The 24,676-nt window shown below is 58.6% G+C and carries 21 protein-coding genes and 1 pseudogene; 6 read left to right on the top strand and 16 right to left on the bottom strand.

Translation table 11 applies throughout. The features are described 5' to 3' along the window. Positions 1–23: 23 nt before the first annotated feature. From ccmB to yajC, 7 genes are all read right to left on the bottom strand, one after another. The gene (gene ccmB / locus GOW04_RS02075; RefSeq protein ID WP_171231405.1) at positions 24–680 is read right to left on the bottom strand and encodes a heme exporter protein CcmB; all 657 of its coding nucleotides are present in this window, start codon (positions 678–680) and stop codon (positions 24–26) included. Next, the gene (gene ccmA / locus GOW04_RS02070; protein WP_171231404.1) at positions 677–1,291 is read right to left on the bottom strand and encodes a heme ABC exporter ATP-binding protein CcmA; all 615 of its coding nucleotides are present in this window, start codon (positions 1,289–1,291) and stop codon (positions 677–679) included. Before ccmA ends, ccmB begins: the two co-directional genes overlap by 4 nt. Before the next feature lie 144 nt (positions 1,292–1,435). Continuing rightward, positions 1,436–1,789, bottom strand: a complete 354-nt coding sequence (locus GOW04_RS02065) for an Mth938-like domain-containing protein (protein WP_171231403.1) — start codon at positions 1,787–1,789, stop codon at positions 1,436–1,438. A gap of 12 nt (positions 1,790–1,801) precedes the next feature. Next, positions 1,802–2,554 (bottom strand): sulfite exporter TauE/SafE family protein, encoded by a 753-nt coding sequence (locus tag GOW04_RS02060; protein ID WP_171167565.1) that lies wholly within the window; start codon positions 2,552–2,554, stop codon positions 1,802–1,804. After that, on the bottom strand, positions 2,547–3,515 hold the full coding sequence (gene secF, locus GOW04_RS02055) for a protein translocase subunit SecF (RefSeq protein ID WP_171204989.1): 969 nt from the start codon (positions 3,513–3,515) through the stop codon (positions 2,547–2,549). Before secF ends, GOW04_RS02060 begins: the two co-directional genes overlap by 8 nt. A gap of 1 nt (position 3,516) precedes the next feature. Beyond that, a complete protein-coding gene (gene secD, locus GOW04_RS02050) occupies positions 3,517–5,178 on the bottom strand; it encodes a protein translocase subunit SecD (protein WP_171231402.1) in 1,662 nt (553 codons plus the stop codon). A 33-nt stretch (positions 5,179–5,211) separates the two neighbouring features. Beyond that, positions 5,212–5,499 (bottom strand): preprotein translocase subunit YajC, encoded by a 288-nt coding sequence (yajC, locus tag GOW04_RS02045; protein ID WP_152458368.1) that lies wholly within the window; start codon positions 5,497–5,499, stop codon positions 5,212–5,214. A gap of 201 nt (positions 5,500–5,700) precedes the next feature. On the opposite strand from yajC, the gene GOW04_RS02040 reads away from it, so the two are divergent. After that, positions 5,701–7,365 (top strand): mechanosensitive ion channel family protein, encoded by a 1,665-nt coding sequence (locus GOW04_RS02040; RefSeq protein WP_171231401.1) that lies wholly within the window; start codon positions 5,701–5,703, stop codon positions 7,363–7,365. Positions 7,366–7,437: 72 nt separating this feature from the next. Continuing rightward, entirely contained in the window at positions 7,438–8,730 is a 1,293-nt protein-coding gene (gene serS / locus GOW04_RS02035) for a serine--tRNA ligase (protein ID WP_171231400.1), read from the top strand. A 57-nt stretch (positions 8,731–8,787) separates the two neighbouring features. Here serS and GOW04_RS22200 read toward each other — a convergent pair whose 3' ends face one another. From GOW04_RS22200 to GOW04_RS02025, 3 genes and pseudogenes are all read right to left on the bottom strand, one after another. After that, positions 8,788–9,120, bottom strand: coding sequence for a hypothetical protein (locus GOW04_RS22200; RefSeq protein WP_371814368.1), 333 nt, complete (start codon positions 9,118–9,120; stop codon positions 8,788–8,790). A 153-nt stretch (positions 9,121–9,273) separates the two neighbouring features. Beyond that, a pseudogene (locus tag GOW04_RS22195) lies at positions 9,274–9,429 on the bottom strand (helix-hairpin-helix domain-containing protein); the annotation flags it as partial. Positions 9,430–9,522: 93 nt separating this feature from the next. Continuing rightward, positions 9,523–10,506: a fatty acid desaturase gene (locus GOW04_RS02025; RefSeq protein WP_171231398.1), complete on the bottom strand. Its 984-nt coding sequence runs from the start codon at positions 10,504–10,506 to the stop codon at positions 9,523–9,525. A 457-nt stretch (positions 10,507–10,963) separates the two neighbouring features. On the opposite strand from GOW04_RS02025, the gene GOW04_RS02020 reads away from it, so the two are divergent. Beyond that, positions 10,964–11,386, top strand: coding sequence for a hypothetical protein (locus tag GOW04_RS02020; RefSeq protein WP_171231397.1), 423 nt, complete (start codon positions 10,964–10,966; stop codon positions 11,384–11,386). Positions 11,387–11,430: 44 nt separating this feature from the next. Here GOW04_RS02020 and der read toward each other — a convergent pair whose 3' ends face one another. From der to GOW04_RS02005, 3 genes are read right to left on the bottom strand one after another with little or no spacing between them, the layout of a single operon-like run. Then, positions 11,431–12,894 (bottom strand): ribosome biogenesis GTPase Der, encoded by a 1,464-nt coding sequence (der, locus tag GOW04_RS02015; protein WP_171231396.1) that lies wholly within the window; start codon positions 12,892–12,894, stop codon positions 11,431–11,433. A 49-nt stretch (positions 12,895–12,943) separates the two neighbouring features. Beyond that, on the bottom strand, positions 12,944–14,266 hold the full coding sequence (locus tag GOW04_RS02010) for a PQQ-like beta-propeller repeat protein (protein ID WP_171231395.1): 1,323 nt from the start codon (positions 14,264–14,266) through the stop codon (positions 12,944–12,946). A 44-nt stretch (positions 14,267–14,310) separates the two neighbouring features. Further along, a complete protein-coding gene (locus GOW04_RS02005) occupies positions 14,311–14,982 on the bottom strand; it encodes a hypothetical protein (RefSeq protein WP_171115289.1) in 672 nt (223 codons plus the stop codon). 225 nt (positions 14,983–15,207) lie between these two features. Between GOW04_RS02005 and GOW04_RS02000 the strand changes: the two genes are divergently transcribed. Together GOW04_RS02000 and GOW04_RS01995 are read left to right on the top strand one after the other, a co-directional pair. Further along, positions 15,208–16,434 (top strand): efflux RND transporter periplasmic adaptor subunit, encoded by a 1,227-nt coding sequence (locus tag GOW04_RS02000; protein WP_171231394.1) that lies wholly within the window; start codon positions 15,208–15,210, stop codon positions 16,432–16,434. After that, positions 16,431–20,219 carry an efflux RND transporter permease subunit gene (locus tag GOW04_RS01995; protein WP_171231393.1) on the top strand — a complete coding sequence of 1,263 codons (3,789 nt, stop codon included), beginning with the start codon at positions 16,431–16,433 and terminating at the stop codon, positions 20,217–20,219. The genes GOW04_RS02000 and GOW04_RS01995 overlap by 4 nt, the downstream gene beginning before the upstream one ends. Before the next feature lie 44 nt (positions 20,220–20,263). On the opposite strand, the gene GOW04_RS01990 is transcribed toward GOW04_RS01995, so the two are convergent. The 3 genes from GOW04_RS01990 to GOW04_RS01980 all read right to left on the bottom strand — a co-directional run bounded on the left by GOW04_RS01990 (position 20,264) and on the right by GOW04_RS01980 (position 23,975). Further along, a complete protein-coding gene (locus tag GOW04_RS01990) occupies positions 20,264–20,662 on the bottom strand; it encodes a DUF2147 domain-containing protein (RefSeq protein WP_171231392.1) in 399 nt (132 codons plus the stop codon). Positions 20,663–20,719: 57 nt separating this feature from the next. Continuing rightward, positions 20,720–22,525: an ABC transporter ATP-binding protein/permease gene (locus tag GOW04_RS01985; RefSeq protein ID WP_171231391.1), complete on the bottom strand. Its 1,806-nt coding sequence runs from the start codon at positions 22,523–22,525 to the stop codon at positions 20,720–20,722. 76 nt (positions 22,526–22,601) lie between these two features. Beyond that, positions 22,602–23,975 carry a LysM peptidoglycan-binding domain-containing protein gene (locus GOW04_RS01980; RefSeq protein ID WP_171231390.1) on the bottom strand — a complete coding sequence of 458 codons (1,374 nt, stop codon included), beginning with the start codon at positions 23,973–23,975 and terminating at the stop codon, positions 22,602–22,604. Between the two features lie 127 nt (positions 23,976–24,102). On the opposite strand from GOW04_RS01980, the gene GOW04_RS01975 reads away from it, so the two are divergent. Further along, a complete protein-coding gene (locus GOW04_RS01975) occupies positions 24,103–24,654 on the top strand; it encodes a TIGR00730 family Rossman fold protein (RefSeq protein WP_152458382.1) in 552 nt (183 codons plus the stop codon). The last annotated feature ends 22 nt before the right edge of the window (positions 24,655–24,676 follow it).

The following is a 24,676-nucleotide window of genomic DNA, read 5'->3' as shown; positions in this document are numbered from 1 at the left end:
ACATCAGTCAAAGTTGGGACGGTTCACCGCAGATTGATACGTAACACAGTCGCGCTGGCAAAGGGCAACAACGCGATGGTGGCAGCCGTGATCCCCGCCAGCATCAACAACGGCGTCTGCACGTCCATCCCCGTTGCCCCACGCCGGGCGACCTCGGCCCCGAAAATCAGGGTGGGGACGTAAAGCGGCAGCACCAAGAGCGACAACAGCAGCCCGCCACGCTTGAGGCCGACGGTCAGGGCAGCGCCGAATGTGCCGATCACGCTCATGGCCGGGGTTCCGATCAGCAGCGAGATGACAAGCCAGAAGAAGCCCGGTGCAGGCAGGTTCAGCAAAACCCCCAGAAAGGGCGCGGCCAGAACCAAAGGCAGGCCTGTGGTCAGCCAGTGGGCCAGCGCCTTGATGGTCACAACTGATTCCAGTGGCAGCGGTGCCGTGGCCAGAAGGTCCAGCGATCCGTCCTCCCAATCCAGCGCCAGAAGCCTGTCGAGAGACAGCAGGCAGGCCAGCAACGCCCCCAGCCAGAGCACTCCGGGTGCAATGGTGGACAGCAGCGAGGATTGTGGCCCCACTGCAAACGGCACCATCACGGTCACGATCAGGAAAAAGGCCAATCCCAATCCGAACCCGCCGCCCGCACGGAAGGCCAGTTTCAGGTCGCGCAGCAAAAGGGCGATCACAGGAAGCCTCCGTCGAAATCGTCAATGGGTTTGGGTTTGGCCTTGTTCGGGCCGACGTCCAGAACCTCGCCATCCAGGCCGAGGTCGATATGGGTCGCGATCAGGGCTGACCCGCCCTGACCCAGATGCGCGCGGACTGCATTGGCAAACATTTGCACGGCATTTTTGTCCAGCGAAACAGTCGGTTCGTCCAGCATCCAGATCGGCCGCCCTGTAACCAGCATTCGTGCCAGCCCCAGCCGCCGTTTTTGACCTGCCGACAGGTTTCCTGCATGGCGGTCCGCCAGCTCGTTCAACTGGAACGCGTCCAGCGCCGTCTGGATGCCGTTGGTTCCAAAAACAGAAGCCCAGAACGTCAGGTTTTCGGATACAGTCAGCGTCGGTTTCAGCCCGTCCGAATGGGACGCATATGCAATCTGGTCTTCCGCGCCCTGGATCTGACCCGTCAGCGGCGGCTGCAACCCGGCCAATGTGCGCAGAAGGGTTGTTTTGCCGATCCCGTTCGGCCCACGCAGAATCAGCGCTTTGCCCGGAGGCAGCTGAAAGCTGAGATGCTCCAGGACGGGAATGCCACCACGGGTGATCGACAGGTCGGTTACAATCAGAGTCATGAGACCCGCTTATCGGAATGTCATCAGAGGCAAAAGGTGGGATTTGCCGCAGTTCGGTTGTGGGAGCTCTGAGCAGAGAGGTCTGAGTGAGGGGCCAGCCCCTCACACACCCCGGGATATTTTCAGCCAGATGAAGGGATCCCGTCAGACCGGGATCAGAGCAAGCGCTATTCGGCGACCTTCAGAGAGCAAGACATTGTAGGTGCGGCACGCAGCCGGAGAATTCATGATTTCGACGCCGACACCGGCACTCTCCAGCTGGGTGCGCAAAGACTGGGGAATGTGGGCCATGTCTTTGCCCGTACCGACAAGCAGAACGTCAATTCCATCGGCCAGCTCCAGAAGTGGCTGCGCATCTTCATAACCGCCCCAGGTGGCAGGTCCTGTGGGGCCGGTCAGAACTGCGCCTTCGAACACATCACCGCCGATGCGGAAAAACCCGGGGCCATAGCCATCAACCGGCTTGGCATCCGAAAACGTAACTTGGTTCAGGCGCATTCCTTCCCTCCTTCAATCCAGGATCGGCAAGCCGGACACGACTGCTATCAGAATGACCGAATAAGCCGCAGCGCGATAGATCCGTTCGAGCTTTGGATCGAACAGAGCCTTGCCGATCAGTGTCGTGCTCAGATAGGGCAAGCCCAGCAGCAGGACAATCCAAAGGATCGACAGATCCGCAGCGCCTCCGATCAGGATGCTGAAGACGATGGCCACGTCCAGCAAAGCCAGAAAGATGATCGTGTTGGCACGAATCTTGCGTACGTCTGAAGAGCTGGCCAGATAGAATACGATAACGACCGGGCCGGTCAGTCCGGTCATGCCGCCGATCACGCCTGCGCTGCCTCCGATGGCCAGCCGTCCGGGTACACCCAGCCGCCCCTGCCAGCGCCAGCCAGTGACGATCGCCAACAGGGTCACGCCGGTGATACCGCAGGCGATCCAGCGCAGAACGACCGTGTCGGCCTGTGCCATGACCCAAAGGCCAAGCGGCACGGTTAATGCCGCTGCAACGCCCAAAGTGCTGATTTCGGTCTTGTCGCATTCACGCCATGCCTGCGGCGCCAGCGCAAAGGTCGATACGATCCCGGTGGCTGCCATCAGAAAGACGACATCGGCAATCGGCAGAAATTGAGTGGCCACCGGAACAAAGATCATCGCGGTGCCAAAACCAGTGAAGCCGCGGACAAGTCCCGCGGCTCCGATGGTAAGAACCAACCAACCCAGCCCCGGCAGGGACAAGGCCTGTTGCAACTCCTCAGGCATCGATATTGGCAAACTGGTTGCCCGCCGTGTTCGACGGCTTGGACCAGTCGCGCTTGACCCCCAGCCACAACAGGATGGTCGAGGCGACGAAGACCGATGAATAGGTGCCCACGATCACGCCCCAGATCATCGCGAATACAAAGCCGCGGATCACATCGCCACCCAGAACATAAAGTGAGATCAACGCCAGCAAAGTGGTGACCGAGGTCATCACCGTCCGGCTGAGCGTTTCGTTGATCGAAATGTTCAGGACGTCTTTGAGGTCTTTCTTTTTGTACTTCCGCAGATTCTCACGCACCCGGTCGAAAACGACCACGGTATCGTTCAGCGAATAACCGACGATGGTCAGAAGGGCCGCGATAATGGCCAGGTCAAACCGGATTTGCAGTTCTGAGAAGATGCCGATGGTCAGGATCACATCATGAACCAGTGCCGCCACGGCCCCCAGCGCGAACTGCCATTCGAACCGTAGCCAGATATAGACAAGCACCGCGCCAATCGCCAAAGCCACCGCGATGACGGCGGTCTGGATCAACTCGCCCGAGACCTTGGGGCCCACGGATTCCACGGACACGAACTGAATATCAGGTATTACCTGCTGCAACGCGTCCTCTACGGCGGTGATGGTCGCTGCTTCGACAGCCTCGGCATCTTCCTGCGCCTGGATGCGGATCATCGCAACGTTTTCGTCATCCGCAAAGGTTGGATCGAAAATCTCGGTGATGGTCACATCGCCCAGTTCCAGCGGGGCGATGGCATCTCGGTATGTGCCCACATCGATCTCGACCGCGCTTTGCGTCCGGATCGTCGTGCCACCCCGGAAATCAATACCGAAATTCAGCCCTTGCAGCATGAACGAGGTGAAGGCAATCACCATCATCAGGCCGGAAATGCCCAACCAGACCTTCCAGCGGTTGAAGAAATCGAACGAGGTGTTCTGGGGTACGAGTTTCAGTCTCATGTCAAACCTCGATCGTTTTCGGACGGCGGCGTTCGAACCATATCACGATCATCAGGCGCGTCACGAAGATCGCGGTGAAGACCGAAGTCAGAATGCCGAGGCCCAGAGTGATTGCAAAGCCGCGCACCGGGCCACTGCCCATGGCAAACAGGATCACGGCGGTGATGAATGTGGTCACGTTCGCATCCAGAATGGCAGACAGCGCCTTTTCATAGCCCAGTTCGATTGCGCGCGCCGGACCTTTGGCGGATTTCAATTCCTCGCGGATACGTTCAAAGATCAGCACGTTGGCGTCCACCGCCATACCGACAGTCAATACGATCCCAGCGATACCCGGCAGGGTCAAGGTTGCTCCGATCATGGACAGCAGACCGAACAACAGGCCCACATTGATGATCAGCGCGATGTTGGCGAAGATCCCGAACAGACCATAGCTGAGCGCCATGAAAACCAGTACTGCCACAAAGGCCACGATTGTGGCGACTTTGCCCGCGTCGATACTGTCCTGCCCCAACTCGGGTCCGATGGTACGTTCTTCGAGGAATTCCAAACTGGCAGGCAGTGCGCCCGCTCGCAGCAAGACGGCCAGGTTGGTGCTTTCCTCAACCGTAAAGTTGCCGGTGATGATGCCCGAGCCGCCCGGAATATGACTTTGGATCACGGGGGCCGAAATTACCTCGTCGTCCAGAACGATGGCAAAGGGGGCTCCGATATTGTCGCGGGTGTAATCCCCGAATTTGCGCGCACCAGACGTGTTGAACCGGAAGTTGACCGCAGGGCGACCGTTTTGGTCGAATGCGGGCTGCGCATCGACCAGTTCCTCTCCGGTAACGACCGGAGCGGACTCAATTGTGTAATAAACACCGCTTTCGTCAATCGACGGCACGATTTCTTCGCCGATGCCTGCAACGGCATCCGGATCGGTGCCGCGTCCGGCAACCGGGTTAAAGGTCAGTTGCGCCGTCGTGCCGATGATCTCTTTCAACTCACCCGCGCTGCCGATGCCAGGCACCTGAATCAGGATACGATCGGCACCCTGACGCTGAATGGTCGGCTCTCGGGTGCCCACTTCGTCGATCCGGCGGCGGATGATTTCCAACGATTGACGCACTGTGCGGTCGTCTGAGGCCAGTTTTTCTGCCTCGGACAACTGAACGACAATCGTGTCGCCTTCGGCACGTGCCTCGATATCCGTTGCCCCGACACCGGTCAGGGTCTGCACTTGACGGGCAAGACCGCGCACGACCTCAAGTGCCCGCGCCATGCCCTCAGGCTGGCTGATGCGCACGCGAATCTCATCTGGGGCCGATTCCTGACGGCGGACCGTCCCAACGGTCGAACGCTCATCGCGCAGGGCGTCACGGATATCTGGCCACATCGCCTCCATCCGGGATTCGTAGACGTCCTGCACCTGAACTTCGGCCAACAGATGTGCACCGCCGCGCAGGTCAAGGCCCAGATTGACCAGTGACGAGGGCAGCCAGTTCGGCCATTGCCCCGCCTCGGCCTGCAACTCGGGCGTGTCCACGCCCAGCTCGATCGCAGCTTTGGCGTCGTTTGATTGCTCGACCCGTGTGTAAAACGCATTTGGCAGGGCCATGATCAGGCCAGTCACGCAGACCAGCCAGATCAGAACCCGCTTCCAGGTATCAATGTGCAGCATTACCCTGCCTTTTCAAGGATTTGTAAGGTGATGTTATTTCGCAGGTTCGGTTTTGTTCAGAACCTGAGCGATGGTCGATTTAACCACACGCACTTTAACACCTTCGGCGATCTCGACTTCGATCTCGTTTTCGCCTTCCTTGACCTTCGACACTTTGCCAATCAGCCCGCCCTGGGTGACAACCTGATCCCCCCGACGCACGGCATCGACCATGGCCTGATGTTCCTTCATTTTCTTTTGCTGCGGACGGATCAGCAGGAAATACATGATCGCAAAGATCAGGATAAGCGGGAGAAACTGGGCGATTGCGCCACCTTCCATGGGATATTCCTTTGTTCAGATCTTGCGGCACCGTTCCGCAAATTTTGCCGGAACCTATGCTTTGAAATGCGCGTTTGCAAGCAAAGGTGGTCATGTGATCGGCCGCAACCTGACAAAGGTGCCACATGAACCGGTCAATCGTTGCAGATATGTCCTATGCAGATATCTCAATTTGGCTATAGTCGAACATCAGGGGGGGCAATGAGAGCTAGATACAAACCATTCCAATCGTTGACGCTTTTGCTGTCTGTGCTGACCTTGCTCCTGTGCCTGGCCGCACCGGTGAAGGCCCAGGAATTGCCTGCCGAAGCCACCGAACCCGAGGCGGAACAAACCGAAAGTTTCAAGGCACCCGTCATCGTGGACGGCGACATGTTGTTCTTCCTGCGCGGCTCCAGCGCCCTGCCCGCGCCGGAACGTGCCGAAAGCGTGCAGAACAAGATCATTGAGGTGGCCGAAGCCGCGGAAAGCCCCACGGTCGACATCACCTTTGAAGAAACCGACCTGGGTATACGCATTCGCGCCGACGGTGAAATCGTATCGATCGTAACGGTTGCGGACGCCGAACTGGACCAGATGGAGCTGGACGTCCTCGGCTTCTTGCATGGTCAGGCCATCGAAGAGGCCATCCTTGCCTACCGCTCCAACCGTACAGATCAAGCCCGGGTATCCGGAGCGATTGAAGCCGCGGGATGGACCTTAGGTTTTGTCGTCTTCGTGCTGGTTATCCTTTGGCTGCACCGGCGGATCAGGCGGCGCACTCTGAAACTGGTAAAGCGTTATTTGAAGGATGTCGAAACGGCGACGGCCAAAAGCGTTCAGGCCGAAGCAATCGCAGCCCTGATCCGATACGGGTTGAATTTTGCCCTGTTGGTCATCTTCTTTCTCGGCTTCTACTACTACCTGTCCTTCGTTCTACTGGCCTTTGCGGAAACACGCTATTTCGCGCAACTGCTGCTGACCTATCTGACAGAACCGGTACTGCTGATATTCAAGGGAATACTCAGCTATATCCCAAACCTGATTATGCTCAGCCTGATCGCATGGGTCACTTTGTACATAATCAAGGGCATGCGCGTGTTCTTCGATGCGGTCGAAGCCGGTTCGTTCGAAGTGGGCGATTTTGAAAAACACTGGGTCAATCCGACGTTCAACATCGCTCGGGTTGTCGTGATTCTGATCGCGCTCGTCTTTGCCGTTCCCTACATTCCCGGTTCGGATTCGGCCGCCTTCCAGGGTCTGACCATTCTGGTCGGCGCCATGCTGTCGCTGGGTGCCAACTCGGTCGTGTCCAACATGCTGGCAGGGCTTTTCGTGATCTATCGCCGTTCCACGTCAATTGGCGACCGTATTCAGATCGGAGAGCATATCGGCGACGTGGTTCAGATCAAACTGATGGAGACGCATCTGAAATCCATCAAGAACGAGCTGATTTCGATCCCGAACGCCCAATTGATGAATTCGGACGTCGTGAATTTCTCGAAGAAGACCGATGGCAGTGGGTTGCTGCTGCACACGACGGTTGGCATCGGATATGAAGAACCGCCCGAAAAGGTCGAAGCGATGCTGATCGAGGCGGCCAACCGCACCAAGGGGATCAAGGCCAAACCTGAACCTTTCGTGTTGTGGACGGCGCTGGCCGACTACGCCATCAATTATCAGATCAACGGTTACACCACCCGCGGCAGCATCATTCCCAAAATCCGCTCGGACCTGCATCGCAATATTGTCGCCGTTTTCAATGAGAACAAAGTGCAGATCATGACGCCATCTTACATGGCTGATCCGCCAGAACCAAAAATCCCGGCGGATGAATGGGATGGTCATCTGGCACATGAATCGCACGAGGAAGCGGATAAGTCGTAACCGGCGCTACACCCTGCCCCACAGATGGTGCATAAGCGGTTTCAGTGATTCACGCATTCAAGGATCTGAGACATGCACGACATCCGCGCCATTCGCGAAAACCCTGCCGCTTTCGACGCCGCTTTAGCGCGCCGTGGGGACGCGCCGGTGTCGTCAGATTTGCTCAGGCTGGACGAAAGCCGCCGCGCCAAGATTCTGGCGGCCGAAACAGCGCAAGCCGAACAGAACAAGGCGTCCAAGGAAGTCGGGGCTGCCAAGGCTCGAGGCGACGAAGCCGAATTCGAACGCCTGCGCGCGCTGGTCGCCGAGAAAAAGGCCGAAATCGCGCGCATGCAGACCGAGGCCAAGGATCTGGATGCCCTACTGACGGATCAGTTGATCCGGATCGCAAATCTGCCCGCCGAGGATGTGCCGAATGGCGTGGATGAAAACGACAATGTCGAGATCAGCCGCTGGGGCACACCGCGTGAACTGGATTTTGCGCCCAAGGAACACTTCGAGATCGAAGCCGTTCAGCAAGGCATGGATTTCGAAACCGCGGCCAAACTCTCGGGTTCGCGATTTGTCCTGTTGTCTGGTGGCGTCGCCCGTATTCATCGCGCTTTGGCGCAGTTCATGCTGGATACGCATATCACCGAAAACGGGCTGACCGAGGTGAATGGCCCGGTTCTGGTTCTGTCCGAAATGATGCAGGGCACCGGCCAATTGCCGAAATTTGGCGAAGACAGCTATCAGACCCGCGAAGGCTGGTGGCTTATCCCGACCTCCGAAGTGTCGCTGACCAATATAGTAAACGACAGTTTGATCGAGGAAAGCTATCTGCCCCGTCGCTACACCGCGCATTCCCTGTGCTTCCGGTCAGAGGCCGGATCCGCGGGCAAAGACACCCGCGGGATGTTGCGGCAGCACCAGTTCGAAAAGGTCGAGATGGTTTCGATCACGCATCCGGACAAATCGGATGAAGAACAGAAGCGCATGCTGCGCTGCGCCGAGGGCATTCTGGAAAAGCTGGGCATTCCTTACCGCACTGTCATCCTGTGTACCGGTGACATGGGCTTTGGCGCCCGCCGCACCTATGATATCGAGGCCTGGTTGCCCGGTCAGGACACCTATCGCGAGATCAGCTCGGTTTCGACCTGTGGTGATTTCCAGGCCCGCCGCATGAACGCAAGGTTCCGTCCCGAAGGTGGCGGCAAGCCGGAATACGTCCATACGCTGAACGGTTCGGGTTTGGCCGTTGGGCGTTGCCTGATTGCAGTGCTTGAAAATGGCCAGAACGCGGACGGCACCGTGACCCTGCCCGAAGTCCTGAGCCCCTATCTGGGCGGCAAACTGACCCTGCAACTGGACGGCACACTAGCCTGAAAAACGAAACCGGCACCACCGGGCGCCGGTTCACAATGCAAGACGGGGCGAAGGAATTTATTTCTTCGCCTTTTTCTTATCCTTCTTGCTATCTTTCTTCTTGTCACTTTTGTTCTTGCCCTTCTCGGCGTCTTTTTTGCCCTTCTTGGCCTCTTTTTTCTTTTCGTCCTTTTTCGATTTTTTGTCCTTCTTGGACTTTGCTTTCACCTTATCCTTGGCCTTGGAAAACGCTGCTTCCATTTCTTTGCGTTTCTTGGCGGCTTTTTCAGCTTTCGCCTTGGCCTTGGCCTTTTTCTTGGCGGCGGCTTCGGCTTTTTCGGCCGCCGCTTGTTCTTCTGCCGCTTTGCGTGCAGCTTCTTCCGCCCGTTTTTCTGCCGCTACAGCGGCCACGGTCTTGCGCGGGGCGGCTTTTCGTGTCGCCGGCTTTCGGGCGGCTGGTTTTGCGGCTGCTGGCTTCCGTGCCGCTGGCTTTCGTGCCGGCGCCTTGCGCGCGACAGGTTTCCCGGCAGTGGGTGTTGCGACTATTGCGGCTTTTGCGGCTTCGATCAATACGGCGGCTCGGCTCTCACCAACCCGAGGAACCTTGACCAGATCTGCGGGTGACGCCTTCGCTATCGCTTCTGCGGTCTTAAAGCCATTGGCTGCAAGGGCTTTTTCCAGCGCCTCTCCCACACCTTTTACGTCGGTCACTGCAGTCATCTAAGGGTCCTTTCTCTATCGCCCTGCCTCATCGCGTATACATTGGAAATGCATGTCCGCCAGTTCAGCGCTTGCCTTCTCAGAGCCAATGGATCAGCTATGCGCCAACCCAGCGGTTCGGTCATTTTTCGGGAATGGCACGAGGCGTTTCGCATCCTCATCCCAAAGCTTGAGGTTCAAAGCCGCTACTGCCTCGGGGAACTTGATCCGACGAGGCGTGAATTCAGGCGGCAGGTTATAGTGGCAGGCCCGCAACCGGTACGACGGGATACGTGCGTTGTAATGATGGATGTCATGTAGCGTGATGCAGGCGACGGCAGTATCGAACCACCATCCGAAATCCAGTGCAGAAGATCCATGCAACGCTGCAGTCTGCGGGTTCAGATGAGGACGGCGATCCCAATAGGTATCTTCAAAATTGTGTTGCAGATACACGAGAAACACACCCAGCATTCCGCCCAGAAAAGAAAACACCAGCCAGACCAGAATTCCGGTCATGCCCGCCACCAGGTACAACAGGCCCAAAAATACGATGATCGAAGCATTGTGCAGCAAGACGCCTTTGACACCGAAACGAACAGTGTTCTTGGGCCAGCGATAGCGAATGAAATATGTGAACAGCGCACCGACCGGCACCAGAATGAAAGGGTTTCGATACAGCCTGTAAAACAAACGTGTTTTCCAGTCCGCGTTTTTCCATTCCCGCAATGTCATCGTGTGAATTTCGCCGGTCTCACGATGCTCAAGGTTTCCGATCCCCGCGTGGTGCAGATTGTGGTTCTGTTTCATCACCTCGAACGGTGCAAAGGTGAATGGCGAAAGACCATGCCCTGCCCATTCGTTCTGCATTCGCGTTTCAAACAGCGAATGGTGCCCGCAATCATGTTGCAGCACATAAAGGCGTACCGCCGAAAAGGCGAAGACGATCCCGGCCGGGATCATAATGTACCAGCGATCCACGAATACGATCGCCAGAGACAGCGATGCGAAATACACCGCAAACGTGCCGAAATAGCTCAGTGCAGCCAATCTGTTGTCCTGAACTGCGTAGTGTCTTGTGTATTCCCTCAGATCCATCCAGTCCGCTCCCCACGATGGCCCTGTTTTAATCTGCTAAAATCCAGTCGCGGCTTGACCGCGTGAAGGCAATGCATGTGCTGACAGATGCACACACACGAATGCTAACGCGCAGAACAGGGACTGTCACGCCCTCAGAGCGAAAACGCTGAAAATTGGCGCAGTTACGCGCTGGCGTCAGGATCACCGGCACTGAAAAACGCGAGCCTCTCAAAAGAAAGAAGCGCCCGAAAAATACTGCCCTGAAGTGTCTCGGAACGCTTCAACAGCATTCGTATGCCCCTCTGAGTTGACGCGTGGAGGCTTCCGATCAGAAAAACAAACAGTTTTTTTCAGGCCTGTTGATTGACTTTATCGAGAAATTTTTTGCCATTTGCGCCATTCATCTGCGTCTCGCTTGCGGGGTGCTCTTTTAACGGCTTCGGCACCTCATCCTCTGTCGCCATCTTGACTGGCAATGCAGTCCTGCACGAGTTGCGCGGTCGCGGGCTGCACCTCAATTCAGGATCGCAGTTTGGTCTATGGGGAACGCAGCGGCGTGAACATCGCCTTGCGCTCTGATCCTGCCAAGGCACTGCCTGTCGAGGTCAACGCAGGAATACAGCGCCGCGTGACAACGCTGGTTCCGACCATATCGCGCAATCAAAACAAACGACCCAATGATGAGGCGGTCAGTTTGGTTTCGACATTTGACCTGACCTATGACAATGCCGACGCTTCCAAAGGTCTTTTCGGAGATCGAATGCGAATTGCATCGATCTTCGCGCCAGGTTCAGCCGCGACCGAGCTGGCGACGGCCATAGAACAGGGCAATGGGACGTCAGAGGGTATCGCCAATGCCGCAGAAGCGGACCGCGCATTCGTCCTTGGGAACGATTGAGTCAGTCTGTCTGTGTCAACAAAGCCCTGATTCTGGTGCGCAGCTTATCCGCGCCCCTTCAGATGCTTGGCCAATGCGCCCGCGTTTTTCTTGCGCCGACCCTTGTAAGGGTTCTTGTCCCCCTGCCCGCGCAGCGTCAGGCGGATCGGTGTTCCGGGCATGTCGAAATCCTGCCGTAAACCGTTCACCAAATAACGGGTATAGCTTTCAGGCATTTTGTCGGGATGCGAACACATCACCACAAACCCCGGGGGTCGGGTCTTGGCCTGCGTCATGTAGCGCAGTTTGATCCGGCGTCCCTGTGGGGCTGGCGGCGGGTGTTGTTCCAGCATCGCGGTCAGCCAGCGATTCAAGGCGGCAGTCGGTACCCGGCGGTTCCAGACGTCATGGGCGCGCAGGATCGCGGCGCGCAAACGCTCCAATCCCCGGCCCGTCTTGGCGGAAACCGTGATCAGCGGCGCGCCGCGCAGTTGCGGCAGCAGACGGTCAAACGACTCTTTCAACTCGCGCAGCTTTTCCTGTTTGTTGTCTTCGATGTCCCACTTGTTGACGGCGACGACAACAGCCCGGCCTTCGCGCTCGGCCAAATCGGCAATCCGCAGATCCTGCTGTTCAAACGGGATCGCGGCGTCCAGCAACACAACGACGACTTCGGCAAATTTTACCGCGCGCAGACCATCCGACACGGAAAGCTTTTCCAGCTTTTCCTGTACTTTTGCTTTCTTGCGCATCCCTGCGGTGTCAAAGATCCGCATCGGCGTGCTTTGGCCGTCCGGGTCAGCCCAGTCGATTCGCAAACTGATTGCGTCACGCGTGATCCCGGCTTCTGGCCCGGTCAACAGACGGTCTTCGCCGATGATCTTGTTGATCAAGGTGGATTTGCCCGCATTCGGACGCCCCACCACCGCAACCTGCAAGGGCTTGGCCGCGGTGATCAGCGGCGTCTCGCCCTCACCGTCTTCGTCCAGTTCAATGTCGGTTTGCGGGGCTTCCTCGACCTGTTTTTCCTCTGCCGCATCCGCCAGAGGCATCAGATGCGCATAGAGGTCCGTCATCCCTTCACCATGTTCGCCCGACAAGCGGACCGGTTCACCCAGACCAAGATTGTAAGCCTCCAGAACACCCGCATCCGCAGCATTGCCTTCGGCCTTGTTGGCCGCAAGGATCACGTGCTTGGACCGTTTGCGCAGGATCTCTGCGAACATTTCATCCGTTGGTGTCACACCGACGCGCGCGTCGATCATGAACAGGCAGACATCAGCCATGTCCACGGCACGTTCCGTCAGACGGCGCATCCGCCCCTGAAGGCTGTCATCCGTCGCGTCCTCAAGACCCGCCGTATCAATCACTGTAAAGCGCAGATCGCCCAGACGCCCTTCGCCTTCGCGCAGGTCACGCGTCACGCCGGGCTGGTCGTCGACAAGGGCCAGACGTTTGCCCACAAGGCGGTTGAACAGGGTGGATTTGCCCACATTCGGGCGCCCCACGATGGCGAGGGTCAGCGACATGATACTCAACTTTCAAGACTCAAGAAGCGCCCTTTAGCGCATCTTGCCGTCAACGGAAAGCGTGTAGATCCCCCTTGGAGGAAACGACATACAGCGTTTGCCCGGCGACAACCGGAGCCGTAGTCGCACCTCCGGGAACTTCGACCTGGTGAACCAGTGCCCCGTTAACCGGATTGAAGAAGCGCAGATAACCATCATTGGATGCAATCACAATACGGCCTCCGGCCAGGATCGGACCGTAATGTGCAAAGATCGGTCCACGGCGGCCTCGCTTGTCCTTGACAAAGCTTGGCAGATCCTGCGCCCAGATGACCGAGCCATCGGCCGCATTCAAGCGCACCAGCTGACTGCGGTCACTGATCAGGAAGATGCTGTTGCCTGAGGGCCAGACAGTATCAACCGCTCCTTCATCGGCGGTCCAGCGGCGTTCACCGGTGGCAGCGTCAAAGGCAACGGTCCGGCCAGAATGGTTGCCGATATAGATTGTGTTTCCGACAACCATCGGACTGCCGGTCACGTCAACGATCTGCGCAGCGGCCCGTCCCCGCCGCCCGCCTGCGACGGACGCATTCCAGCGACGGATGCCCCCACGGCGGAAGGTGGCCGCAACATCGCCGGACCCGAATGCAAACACAGCCAGGTCCGAGGCAATCACCGGTGCCGGTGCGCCCAGAACGTTGCCGACGCTGGGCGTGCCTTCGATTTGCCAGGCGATACGCCCATCCTTGGTGTTGATGGTCCACCCGGTTTCGTCCCCCGCAACCAGGTACAACAACCCGTCATTGACCATCGGAGAGCCGCTTCCGGTTGCGTCCAATCGCTTCTGCCACCGCACGGCGCCCGTTTTTGCATCCAATGCGGTCAGTCGCCCGAACCCGGAGGACACATAGAGAACGCCGTTCGAATACGCCATGCCGCCACCGGTGGCGTCTGCATCACCGTCGCTTGGCGGAACCAGATCGGTATCCCAGGCCAACTGGCCCTGTGGTGTGACCGCTGACACCGTCGCCCCCGCATCCAGCGTATAGATCAACCCGCCCGCAACCACCGGTTCGGCGGTGATACGTTGCTTGCGCGAGTCGCCCTGCCCGATCGACACGGACCAGATCCGCTGTGGCGTGGCACGCAGTGCCGCGTTCGTGGTTCGGTAAGCAGCCGTACCAGGGCTTTGCGGCCAGCTGGCATTCGCTTTTTGAGCTGGCAGGCTGATGGGCTGAGAGCCGCTTTTTTCCACTGTTTCCAGATCAGACGCCGGACGGATGTCTTCACGTTCTCCGGGCAAAATCGCTTCGGGAGGTTCACAGGCGGTCAATGCGGTCAAAGCCAGTGCCGCAACCGGCAATCCCGCGCGGGAAATTAGTCTTGTTACCATGGTGTTCCGAACTCGCCTGTCATTAAGTCTTTTGTCCCGCCTGGTCAGCCCTGTTGCGCCACCAATGGCTCGGGTTCGCCGCCCAACGCAACTATCAGCTGGGCCGCACGCTGTTGCAGATCAATACCGACCTCGGCGTCCTGACGCAGCGCCTGCAAGCGGTCCAGTGCCGCATCGACATTGCCCTCGGACACGTCGATCAGGGCCAGTTGCTCTTCGGCCAGCAGTCGAAGGGGCGCACCCGGCGCTGCCAGCGCTTCGAACTGCTGCCGACGGTCGGCGGCGGGCAAGGTGTCGCTTTGCAACAAAAGCGCCTTGAAGCTTGCGATCGCACGATAGATCTCGGGCAAATCCCCCTGCACGGCAACCGCGTTCAGACTGTTGACCGCCTCTTCGCGCGATCCCGCTTCAAGCTGGGACGCAGACAGCAGCATGTTCAGAACAGCATTCCCGCCCGGCGACTGCGCCTCGATTTCCCGCAAACCGGCTGCCCGTGCATCAGAATCGTTTTCCGACAGGGCCGCAAGAATCGAGTCACCCAGATCCTGCGCCTGGGCCGTATCGCGGGATTTGCGGTATTCATTGAATGCCGCCCCACCAACAATCAGCGCGACCGCCGCCACACCAACCCAGCCCCAACGGCGCAGCAGCAGATACATCCGGTCACGGCGTACCTCTTCCGTGACCTCATCAATGAAACTGTCGGTGTCGCTCATTCCTGCCCCCTGGGCTGTGTGTCTTGCATAAGTGCGCCATGTCATACCCCGCCACCAACGCCAAGCCAAGGGTCCGATTTTGCGCATTTTCACCGCTTGGCTTCTCTCTTGCGAAAAAAACTAAACCGAACTATTCAGTTTAGTGTAGAAATTACACAGCCGACGCCCCATTTCATACCAAAACGGCCCGCTTTCGTTGGCACCGAATTCTAGGAGAAACACTGAATGCGTTTGATTTCTTTCATCAACGCCCTTCTGGTTATTATTGCGTTGTATTTTCTTGTTTTTGAGCGCGACTCTTTGTTTGCTTTCGCCGGGCGTGGCGAAGCGGAAGAAGCGGCGCAGACCGAAGCCGCCGAATCCGACGAGACCGATATTGATGCCGTTGGCGTGGTCGCCCTGCGTTCGCAGGCGCGCGAAATTGACAGTGCGGTTCTGCTGCGAGGACAAACCAAGGCGAACCGGCAGGTCGAGGTTCTGTCTGAAACCACGTCCACGGTCATCTCGGAACCCAAGCGCAAAGGTGCCTTTGTCGAGGCCGGGGATGTTCTGTGTGAACTCGACCCCGGCACGCGCCCAGCGCAACTGGCCGAGGCGCTGGCCGGAAAACTCGAAGCCGAAAGCCGCATTCCCGAGGCTGAAGCCCGCTTGCAAGAGGCGCATGCCCGTGTGGCCGAGGCCGAAATCAATCTGACGGCTTCGCGCAAACTGGCGGAAACCGGGTTTGCTTCGGAAACCCGCCGGATTTCCAGCGAGGCTGCGATGAGCGCCGCCAAAGCAGGTGTAAAATCCGCCGAAGCCGAGTTGGAGGCGACCCGGGCCGGAATCGAAGCAGCCACAGCCGCAGTTGAAGCCGCGCAGCGAGAGGTCGGACGCCTGACCATCAAAGCCCCGTTCAAAGGCCTGCTGGAAAGCGACACCGCAGAATTGGGCAGCCTGATGCAGCCCGGATCGCTGTGCGCAACCGTGATTCAGCTTGATCCGATCAAACTGGTCGGGTTCGTGCCGGAAACCGAAGTCAACCGTGTTCAGGTGGGGTCCGAGTCATCGGCAACGCTGGTCACCGGTCGGCAGCTTGGCGGCCGCGTCACGTTCCTCAGCCGGTCGGCTGATGAAACAACGCGTACGTTCGAAGTTGAAATTACGGTTCCGAACCCGGATCTGACCATTCGCGACGGTCAGACCGCGACCATCCGCATCGCAGCCGAAGGCACAAAGGCACATCTGCTGCCGCAATCCGCTCTGACCCTAAGCAACGAGGGTCAATTGGGTGTGCGTACGGTCGGCACCGGCAATGTGGTGGATTTCCTGCCTGTCCGCATTCTGCGTGACACGGCTGAGGGTGTCTGGGTCGACGGTCTCCCCACAACAGCCGAAATAATCATTGTCGGACAAGAGTTCGTGACACGCGGTGTGACCGTAGCGCCGACCTATCGGGAAGCGTCACAATGACCGGTGTTGTCGCATGGGCCGCTGATCGGGCCCGCATGGTGTTGGCATTTATCGCCATCTCGCTGGTTATCGGCGGATTTGCTTATGTCTCGCTTCCGAAAGAAGGCGAGCCGGATATCGAAATCCCTGCCCTGTTTGTATCAGTGCAGTTTCCCGGGATTTCCGCAGAGGATTCCGAAAACCTGCTGATCAAGCCGATGGAGACCGAACTGGCGGATCTCGACGGGCTCAAGGAAATGACATCGACCGCTGCCGAAAATTATGCGGGGGTCGCGCTGGAATTTGACTTCGGTTGGGACAAGACCGCGATCATGGCCGATGTGCGTGACGCAATGAACACAGCTCAGGCGGACTTTCCCGAAGGCGCAGAACAATATTCCCTGACCGAGATCAACTTTTCCGAATTCCCGATCGTCATCGTGAACCTGACCGGTCCCGTTCCCGAACGCACGATGGCCCGTGTCGCCAAGGATCTACAGGACGATCTTGAGGCTCTGGATTCCGTTCTCGAAGCCGGTATCGCAGGCAATCGCGACGAGATGCTCGAGGTCGTGATCGACCCGCTTCGGCTCGAGGCGTACAACGTGACGGCGGACGAGCTGATCAACGTGGTACGGAACAACAACCAGTTGATTGCAGCCGGTGAAGTTGAAACCGCGCAGGGCACCTTCTCGGTCAAGATACCGTCGTCGTTCAAAACCGCACAGGATGTTTACGGCCTGCCCATCAAGGTCAACGGTGATCGGGTCGTCACCTTGGGGGAACTGGCACAGATCAACTACACTTTCGAAGACCGCGAAGGGACGGCCCGTTTCAACGGTGAACCGACCGTCGCGTTGCAGGTGGTCAAGCGCAAGGGCTATAACCTGATCGACACCGTCGCGCAGGTGAAGGAAACCATTGCGCATGCAAAGACCAAGTGGCCGCCCGAGCTTCAGGCGGCGGTTGACCTGGGCACATCGAACGACCAGAGCCGCATCGTCGGCTCGATGGTCAGCCAGCTTGAAGGCTCGGTTCTGACCGCGATTGCGCTGGTGATGATCGTGGTTCTTGCCTCGCTGGGTACGCGGGCCGCCCTGCTGGTCGGTTTTGCGATCCCAACCTCGTTCCTGCTGTGTTTCGCGTTTCTGGCGGTCATGGGTGTCAGCATCTCTAACATCGTGATGTTCGGCCTCATCCTGGCGGTGGGGATGCTGGTGGATGGCGCCATCGTCGTGGTGGAATACGCAGACAAACGTATCAAGGAAGGCGTGGGCCCGATGCACGCCTATGTCGAGGCCGCCCAGCGCATGTTCTGGCCCATCGTGTCCTCGACCGCAACGACACTCTGCGCGTTCCTGCCCATGCTGTTCTGGCCCGGTATTCCCGGCGAGTTCATGGGAATGCTGCCGGTCACGCTGATCTTCGTTCTGTCGGCGTCACTGATCGTGGCGCTGATCTATCTGCCGGTCATGGGCGGTGTATCCGGCCGCCTGAGCCGCCTCTTCGATCGGTCTTCGACGTGGTTGCGGGCGCGCACGCCTTGGTGGGTACGGGTGCTGATGGTGCCGCCGTCGCTGTACATGATCTTTCTGGGCGCGATGCAGGTTCTGAACCCCAACTACCTGCTGCCCGGGGGCTCGATCGCCGGCGCCCTGCTGTTCCTGTTCGGGGCGTTTGCCGGGTCCGTAACCCTGAGCGCGGCCAAAATTGAACGCGCCGAAGAGGACCACGTTCATACAGCGGACGAACACACGTTTTTTGGCCACGTCGTTCGGTTCCTTGTCGGCAATCCGATCATGCCGATCGTTTCCCTGCTGACGGTTTTCACGGCGGTGTATTTCGTGGCCTTCGTCTGGTTTCCTCAGGAATCCCGCGGGGTTGAATTCTTCGTGGAAAGCGAACCTGAACAGGCCACCGCATATGTGCGTGCCCGCGGGAACCTTTCCCTGGCGGAAAAAGACGCGATGGTTCTTGCCGCCGAAGAGATCATCGGATCTCATCCCGCGGTCATCAATGTCTTTGCCTTTGCGGGCGAAGGTGGCCTGAACCAGAATAACGGTGGCGCTCAGGCGCCGGCCGATACAGTGGGCCGGGTTCAGTTCGAAATCATCCCGTGGGAAGATCGTCCCAACATCTCGGAATCCGCTCTGTGGGGCCTGTTCGAGCGGCACTTCGTGGCGCCCGAGTATGACGGCGACTTCGTGATTGATGAACTGAATGCCCAACTTGCAACGATCCCCGGTATCATCGTCGAGATTCTGCCCTTGGAGCAAGGCCCTGCTTCAGCCAAGCCTGTGCATCTGCGCATCAAGGGTGACGGGTGGGAAGACCTGACCTCGGCAGCGATCACCGCCCGCGAGGTTTTCGACACCACGCCGGGCCTGATCAAGACCGAAGACACCCTGCCCCTGCCCGGCATCGACTGGCAGATTGACGTGGATGTCGCCAAGGCCGGTCGGTTCGGAGCCGACGTGGCAACCGTCGGCGCCATGGTCCAGTTGGTCACGCGCGGCATATTGCTGGGCGAGATGCGCCCGGACAGCAATGATGAAGAGATCGAAATTCGCGTTCGCCTGCCCGAAGAAGACCGCGTTTTGTCGACACTGGATACACTCAAGGTTCGTACCCCGGACGGTTTGGTGCCGTTGTCGAACTTCGTGACGCGCAAACCCGTGGCCAAGCTGGCCGAGATCAACCGCGTCGACCAGCAGCGATACTACGACGTAAAAGCGGATGTCGAACCGGGGCTGAGCAAGGTCGTGACCGAGGGCCCCGATGGAAAACAGGTGCGGCTGGCGGTCATGCGTGAAGTGACGGAAGGCTACACACCGACCGGCACCGTTCTGAATGGTACGGGTGGAAAGTCATATGAACTGGTTCAATTGACCGGCGCAGAAAGTGTCGACCAGCTGCGCAGCGCAATCGACGACGGGGACGCGCAGTTTGCGCTGATCAACCCGAACGAGCGAATTGCGGTGCTGACGGAATGGCTGGAAACCGGCCCGTTCGCCAACGCGATCAGCTGGGAATGGACCGGTGATCAGGAAGAGCAGGAAGAATCCGGCGCCTTCCTGGTGAACGCGTTCATGGGCGCCCTGGGGCTGATGTTCGTGATCCTGCTGGCGCAGTTCAACTCGTTCTACAATTCAGTTCTCGTGCTGCTGGCGGTGGTTCTGTCCACTACCGGGGTTCTGATCGGCATGATCGTGATGGAACAGCCCTTCTCGATCATCATGACCGGGACCGGCATCGTGGCCCTGGCCGGTATCGTGGTGAACAACAATATCGTTCTGATCGACACCTATCAGGAATACAGCAGCTATATGCCGAGGATCGAGGCGATCATCCGCACTGCGGAGTCCCGTATCCGCCCTGTGCTGCTGACCACGCTGACAACGATGGCCGGTCTGACGCCGATGATGTTCGGCCTATCGCTGGACTTCATCAATGGCGGCTATTCCATCGACAGCCCCACCGCACTGTGGTGGAAACAGCTGGCCACGGCGGTGGTGTTTGGCCTGGGCATTGCAACTGTCCTGACGCTGATCGTGACGCCATCGCTTCTGGCCTTGCGGGTCTGGGTGACAACCTATGCGATTTGGCTCAGCCGAGTTCTGGCCCGTGTAACGGCAGGCCGGTCCAGCCAGATCGCGCAGGACATGGCGATAGGGCGCTCTGCCCGGCAGATGCAGGCCACTGAAATTGTGTGGGAGGACGACTCGCGTTTTGAAGGATCAGAACAGGACAGTCGATCAGATCAGTCTGGTCGCCCCTCTGGCCCGCCGCTGAAAGCTGCTGAATAAAGGAAGAGGACCGGTTTTCCCGGTCCTTTTTCATTTGGCCATCATCACAACCGGGACCACGTCTGATGCGCGCAAATCGCATGTTCGCATCCTTTGACCAGCAGCTTGTCCCCCTGCAACGTCATCTGTGGCACCGCATCCACGTTGATCAGCGGGACCCAGAATTCGCCGCCGCCGTATTTTCCACCGCCTTCACCGACCACGTCCCAGAACAGTTTTTTGCCGATATTCGGTGTTTGGACTTCCTTGCCTGAAGCGTCATAGGCCGAAAGGATCCGACCGTAGAACTTATCTCCACACGCCGTGATTTTGATGTGCGAAATCAGGTTCTTGCGGTCAGGTTCAGTCTTCCAGACACCCACGATGGGATCTGCCACCACAATGACGGGCAGACAAATCGCGATCACAATAGACGATAGTCGTGATTTCAGTCGCTTCATCATGACAGGCACCCTCCTAGTTTGGTGTATTCTACCCTGTTTCGCTCCAAGTTTGGAACTTCAGGCCGCCTCCCCGTCCGATTGCTGCCGGTTCCACAATTGGGCATACCGCCCCGACCGCGCCAGCAACTCGTCATGCGTGCCCTGTTCGATAACCTCGCCCGCTTCCAGAACCACGATCCGGTCCGCTTCGGCAATGGTGCTGAGGCGATGGGCAATGGTGATAACCGTACGACCCTCTCCTGCGCGCGCCAGCGCATCCTTGATGTCCTGCTCGGTATCGGTGTCCAGGGCCGAGGTCGCCTCGTCCAGCAACAGGATCGGCGGGTTCTTGAGCAAAGTCCGCGCGATGCCGACTCTTTGTTTTTCACCACCTGACAGTTTGAGCCCCCGTTCACCGACCATAGTGTCGTAGCCTTCGGGCAGCGAGGTGATGAAATCGTGAATTTGCGCAGCTCGGGCGGCAGCCTCGACCTCCTCCGGGGTGGCGTCGTCACGGCCATAGGCAATGTTGTACCGGATGCTGTCGTTGAACAGTACTGTGTCCTGCGGCACAACGCCGATGGCCGCGTGCAGGCTGGACTGCGTCACATCCCGAACATCCTGCCCGTCGATCTTCAAGGCTCCTTTGGTCACATCGTAGAACCGGAACAGCAGCCGCCCGATGGTTGATTTGCCAGACCCGGTTGCCCCGACGATGGCCACGGTCTGCCCGGCAGGAACGGTCAACGAAACACCTTTGAGGATCTCCCTCTCAGGGTCATAGCCGAAATGCACGTCGTCCAGCGTGACTTCGCCGCCATTTACCTTGAGGTTGGGCGCACAGGGTTTGTCGGTGACTTCGGCGGGCTGTTCAAGCAGATCGAACATCTGGCCCATATCGACCAACGACTGCCGGATTTCCCGATAGACCGTCCCCAGAAAGTTCAGCGGTACGGTGATCTGGATCATGTAGGCGTTGACCATGACGAAATCGCCCACTGTCAGGTTCCCGCTCTGAACCCCGATTGCAGCCAGAACCATCACACCGATCAGACCACAGGTGATCAGGAATGACTGGCCAAAATTCAGAAATGCCAGCGAATAAGCCGTTTTCAACGCCGCCCCGGCATAGGCTTTCATCGACACATCATATCGTTCAGCTTCGCGGGCTTCGGCATTGAAATACTTGACGGTTTCGAAATTCAGCAGGCTGTCGATGGCGCGCTGATTGGCTTCGGTGTCCTGATCGTTCATCTCGCGCCGAAGCTTCACCCGCCATTCGGTTACGGCAAATGTGAACCAGATATACAGGCCGATTGTGACGGCGACGACCACCAGATACCAGACATCGAACAGCCACATCAGGATGATCGCCACCAGCAGCAGTTCCAGGATCAGCGGCCCGATCGAGAACAGCAGAAAGCGCAACAGGAACTCGACGCCCTTGACACCCCGTTCGATGATGCGGCTCAGCCCTCCGGTACGGCGGGACACGTGGTAACGCATCGAGAGGTTGTGAATATGCCGAAAGGTCTCGAGCGCCAACGCCCGCAGGGCCCTTTGCCCTACGGGCGCAAAGGCCGCATCCCGCAGTTGTTGGAAACCCACGGTCAGCATCCGCGCCACGCCATAGGCAACCGTCAGCCCGACCGCGCCCAGCGCCACCGGCGGCACGCCTTCACCTGCCAGGGCGTCAACTGCACCTTTGTAAAGGATCGGCGTATAGACCGCGATCAGCTTGGCCAGAACCAGCATGACCATAGCAATCACCACGCGGCGCTTTACCCATGGCTCATCCTGTGGCCAAAGATAGGGTGCCACTTTGCGGATCGTGCGCCAGCCCGAGCTTCGTTCGTCGCGCGGCACCGTATCGTCCGGGGTCATAGTAGGTGTTCGTCTCATCACGTACCTTAACTGCGGTCAGAGATTGACCCCGGCCCGCTTGGGCCAAAGGCGATGCTTATTCAGGTATGGTGAAGACCTGCCCCGGATAGATCAGATCCGGATCGCGGATCAGGTCGCGATTGGCCTCGAACAGCCGTACATACAGGACCCCGTCGCCAAACCGGTCGCGCGAGATGGCCCACAGCGTGTCGCCCCGTTGAACCGTAACCGAACGGATGGCAGCTGCTTCGCCCTGCGCGTTGGCCTGGCTGGCCGCCACGGCGGCATCCAGCACTTCAACCGGCTCTCGCTTGAACGGCGTTTCGACCCGGCTCAGCACCGTCCCGTCCGTATTCACCGCGTCCACGCGCAGCGTGTAGACACCCGGATCAATTCCCTCCAGATCGCTGCGCCAGGATCCATCCTCTTTCGGGTCGAGATCGGCGATCAGGCGATTGTTCAGGTACAGTCGAACGGCTGCACCGTCCTGCACACGTCCTGTCAACTGAACATTGCCGGTATCAGAATATCCGATTGTATCCAGTGCGATCTGATCGGGGGGCGTATCCCGCACCACAGGCGGCTGCACCAGCTCAACCCCTTCTTCGCCGGACCGCAGCACCGCAATCTGCTGATCCGGTTCGGGTGTCTGCGGCGGCAAGTCGGCGGTTTGCGTTTCCTCGGCCTCCGGCACGGTGGGTTCGGTTCCGGTCACGTCAGTTTCTGGCGCCGGAACTTCGGTCGTCGTTTCGGGCTCAACATCTTCATCGGCTGTCGCGATCGTGGCGTCTTCGGCATCGGCCGTCGTGTCCGGATCGGATGCCAGCGATTCTTCAGTTACAGGCGCTTCTTCGACCGGCTTTGGCAATGCCGCAATCAGATAGTCGTCGGACTGTGTGATCCGTTCGCCATCCTTGCTTTGCAGGACCAACCCCTGAGCCGCGTCGCTGAACGGGATCGAAACGAATTCGGCAAACTGGCCGCTGCCGTCCACGGTAAAGCTGTGCAGGGGTTCGCCGTTCAGCAGCACCTCGATCCGGCTGCCGGGCTCGGCATCGCCGGACAACAGCGCCGTGCCATCTGGCTCAACAAATATCTGATCCAGCGCCGGAGGGACCGCTGGCTGGGGCGCGGTATCATCCGTCTTGGCAACGGCAGTATCTGCGTCAGGGGCGTCGGCCGCTTTACCTGTGTCCTCGGCAGGCTCGGTCGTGGGCCCTTCATCCACAGGAGCCGCCTGTTCAGCCACTTCCGGTTCCGAAACCTGCGCATCCTGCCCTACAGGTTCCGGGGCCACGGCAGAGGCGGTTTCCTGCGGGGCGCTCGGCTCGGGCGTTTTGGTGAAGACGTCGGACAGATACAATCCACCCGCGCCCAATATCGCAACAAGACCTGCAATCACCCCCCAGATGAAATTGCCCGAGCTTCCGTTTCCCGATTTGGCGTCCATTATTTTCCTTTCACTCCACCGGGCAAAAGCTATGCGTTGAAAAGCTTTCCGACGGACAGTTGAGCCAATCTATCAATCCCGCTATCACGGGTCAAAACCCCTGACACAACCCCGGAGCCCCTCTTTGATGTCTCAGAAATCAGTCTGTGTGTACTGCGGGTCACGCAATGGAGCCGAGAAAGCCTATTCTGAAACTGCACGGCAGTTCGGCAGCCTGCTGGCGCAGGAAGGCTGGCGGCTGGTCTACGGAGCCGGCGATGTCGGTTTGATGGGTGAAGTGGCCCGCGCCGCGCAGAATGCCGGTGGTGAAACTTTCGGCGTCATTCCGGTGCATCTGGTCAAGCGCGAGGTCGGAAAAACGGATCTGACCCATTTCGTGATCACCGAGACAATGCACGAGCGCAAGAAGGTCATGATCATGAACGCCGACGCCGTCGTGGTTCTACCGGGCGGTCCGGGGTCGCTGGACGAGCTGTTCGAAGCGCTGACATGGCGCCAGCTTGGCCTGCATGACAAGCCAATCGTCGTGGTCAATGTGAACGGCTATTGGGACGCGTTGCACACATTGTTGGATCAGGTGATCGGGCAAGGCTTTGCCGACACGTCTTTGGCGGATTTCATCACCTGGGTTGAAGACGCCGATACAGCCATGATCGCCCTGCGGAACAAGCTGACTTGAGGATGGGAAACCGTGCGGGCGG

The organism is Ruegeria sp. HKCCA4812 (assembly GCF_013034245.1).
GTDB lineage: Bacteria > Pseudomonadota > Alphaproteobacteria > Rhodobacterales > Rhodobacteraceae > Ruegeria.
Note: the sequence above shows the minus strand (reverse complement) of the source record. Positions and strands in the feature narration are given on the sequence as shown.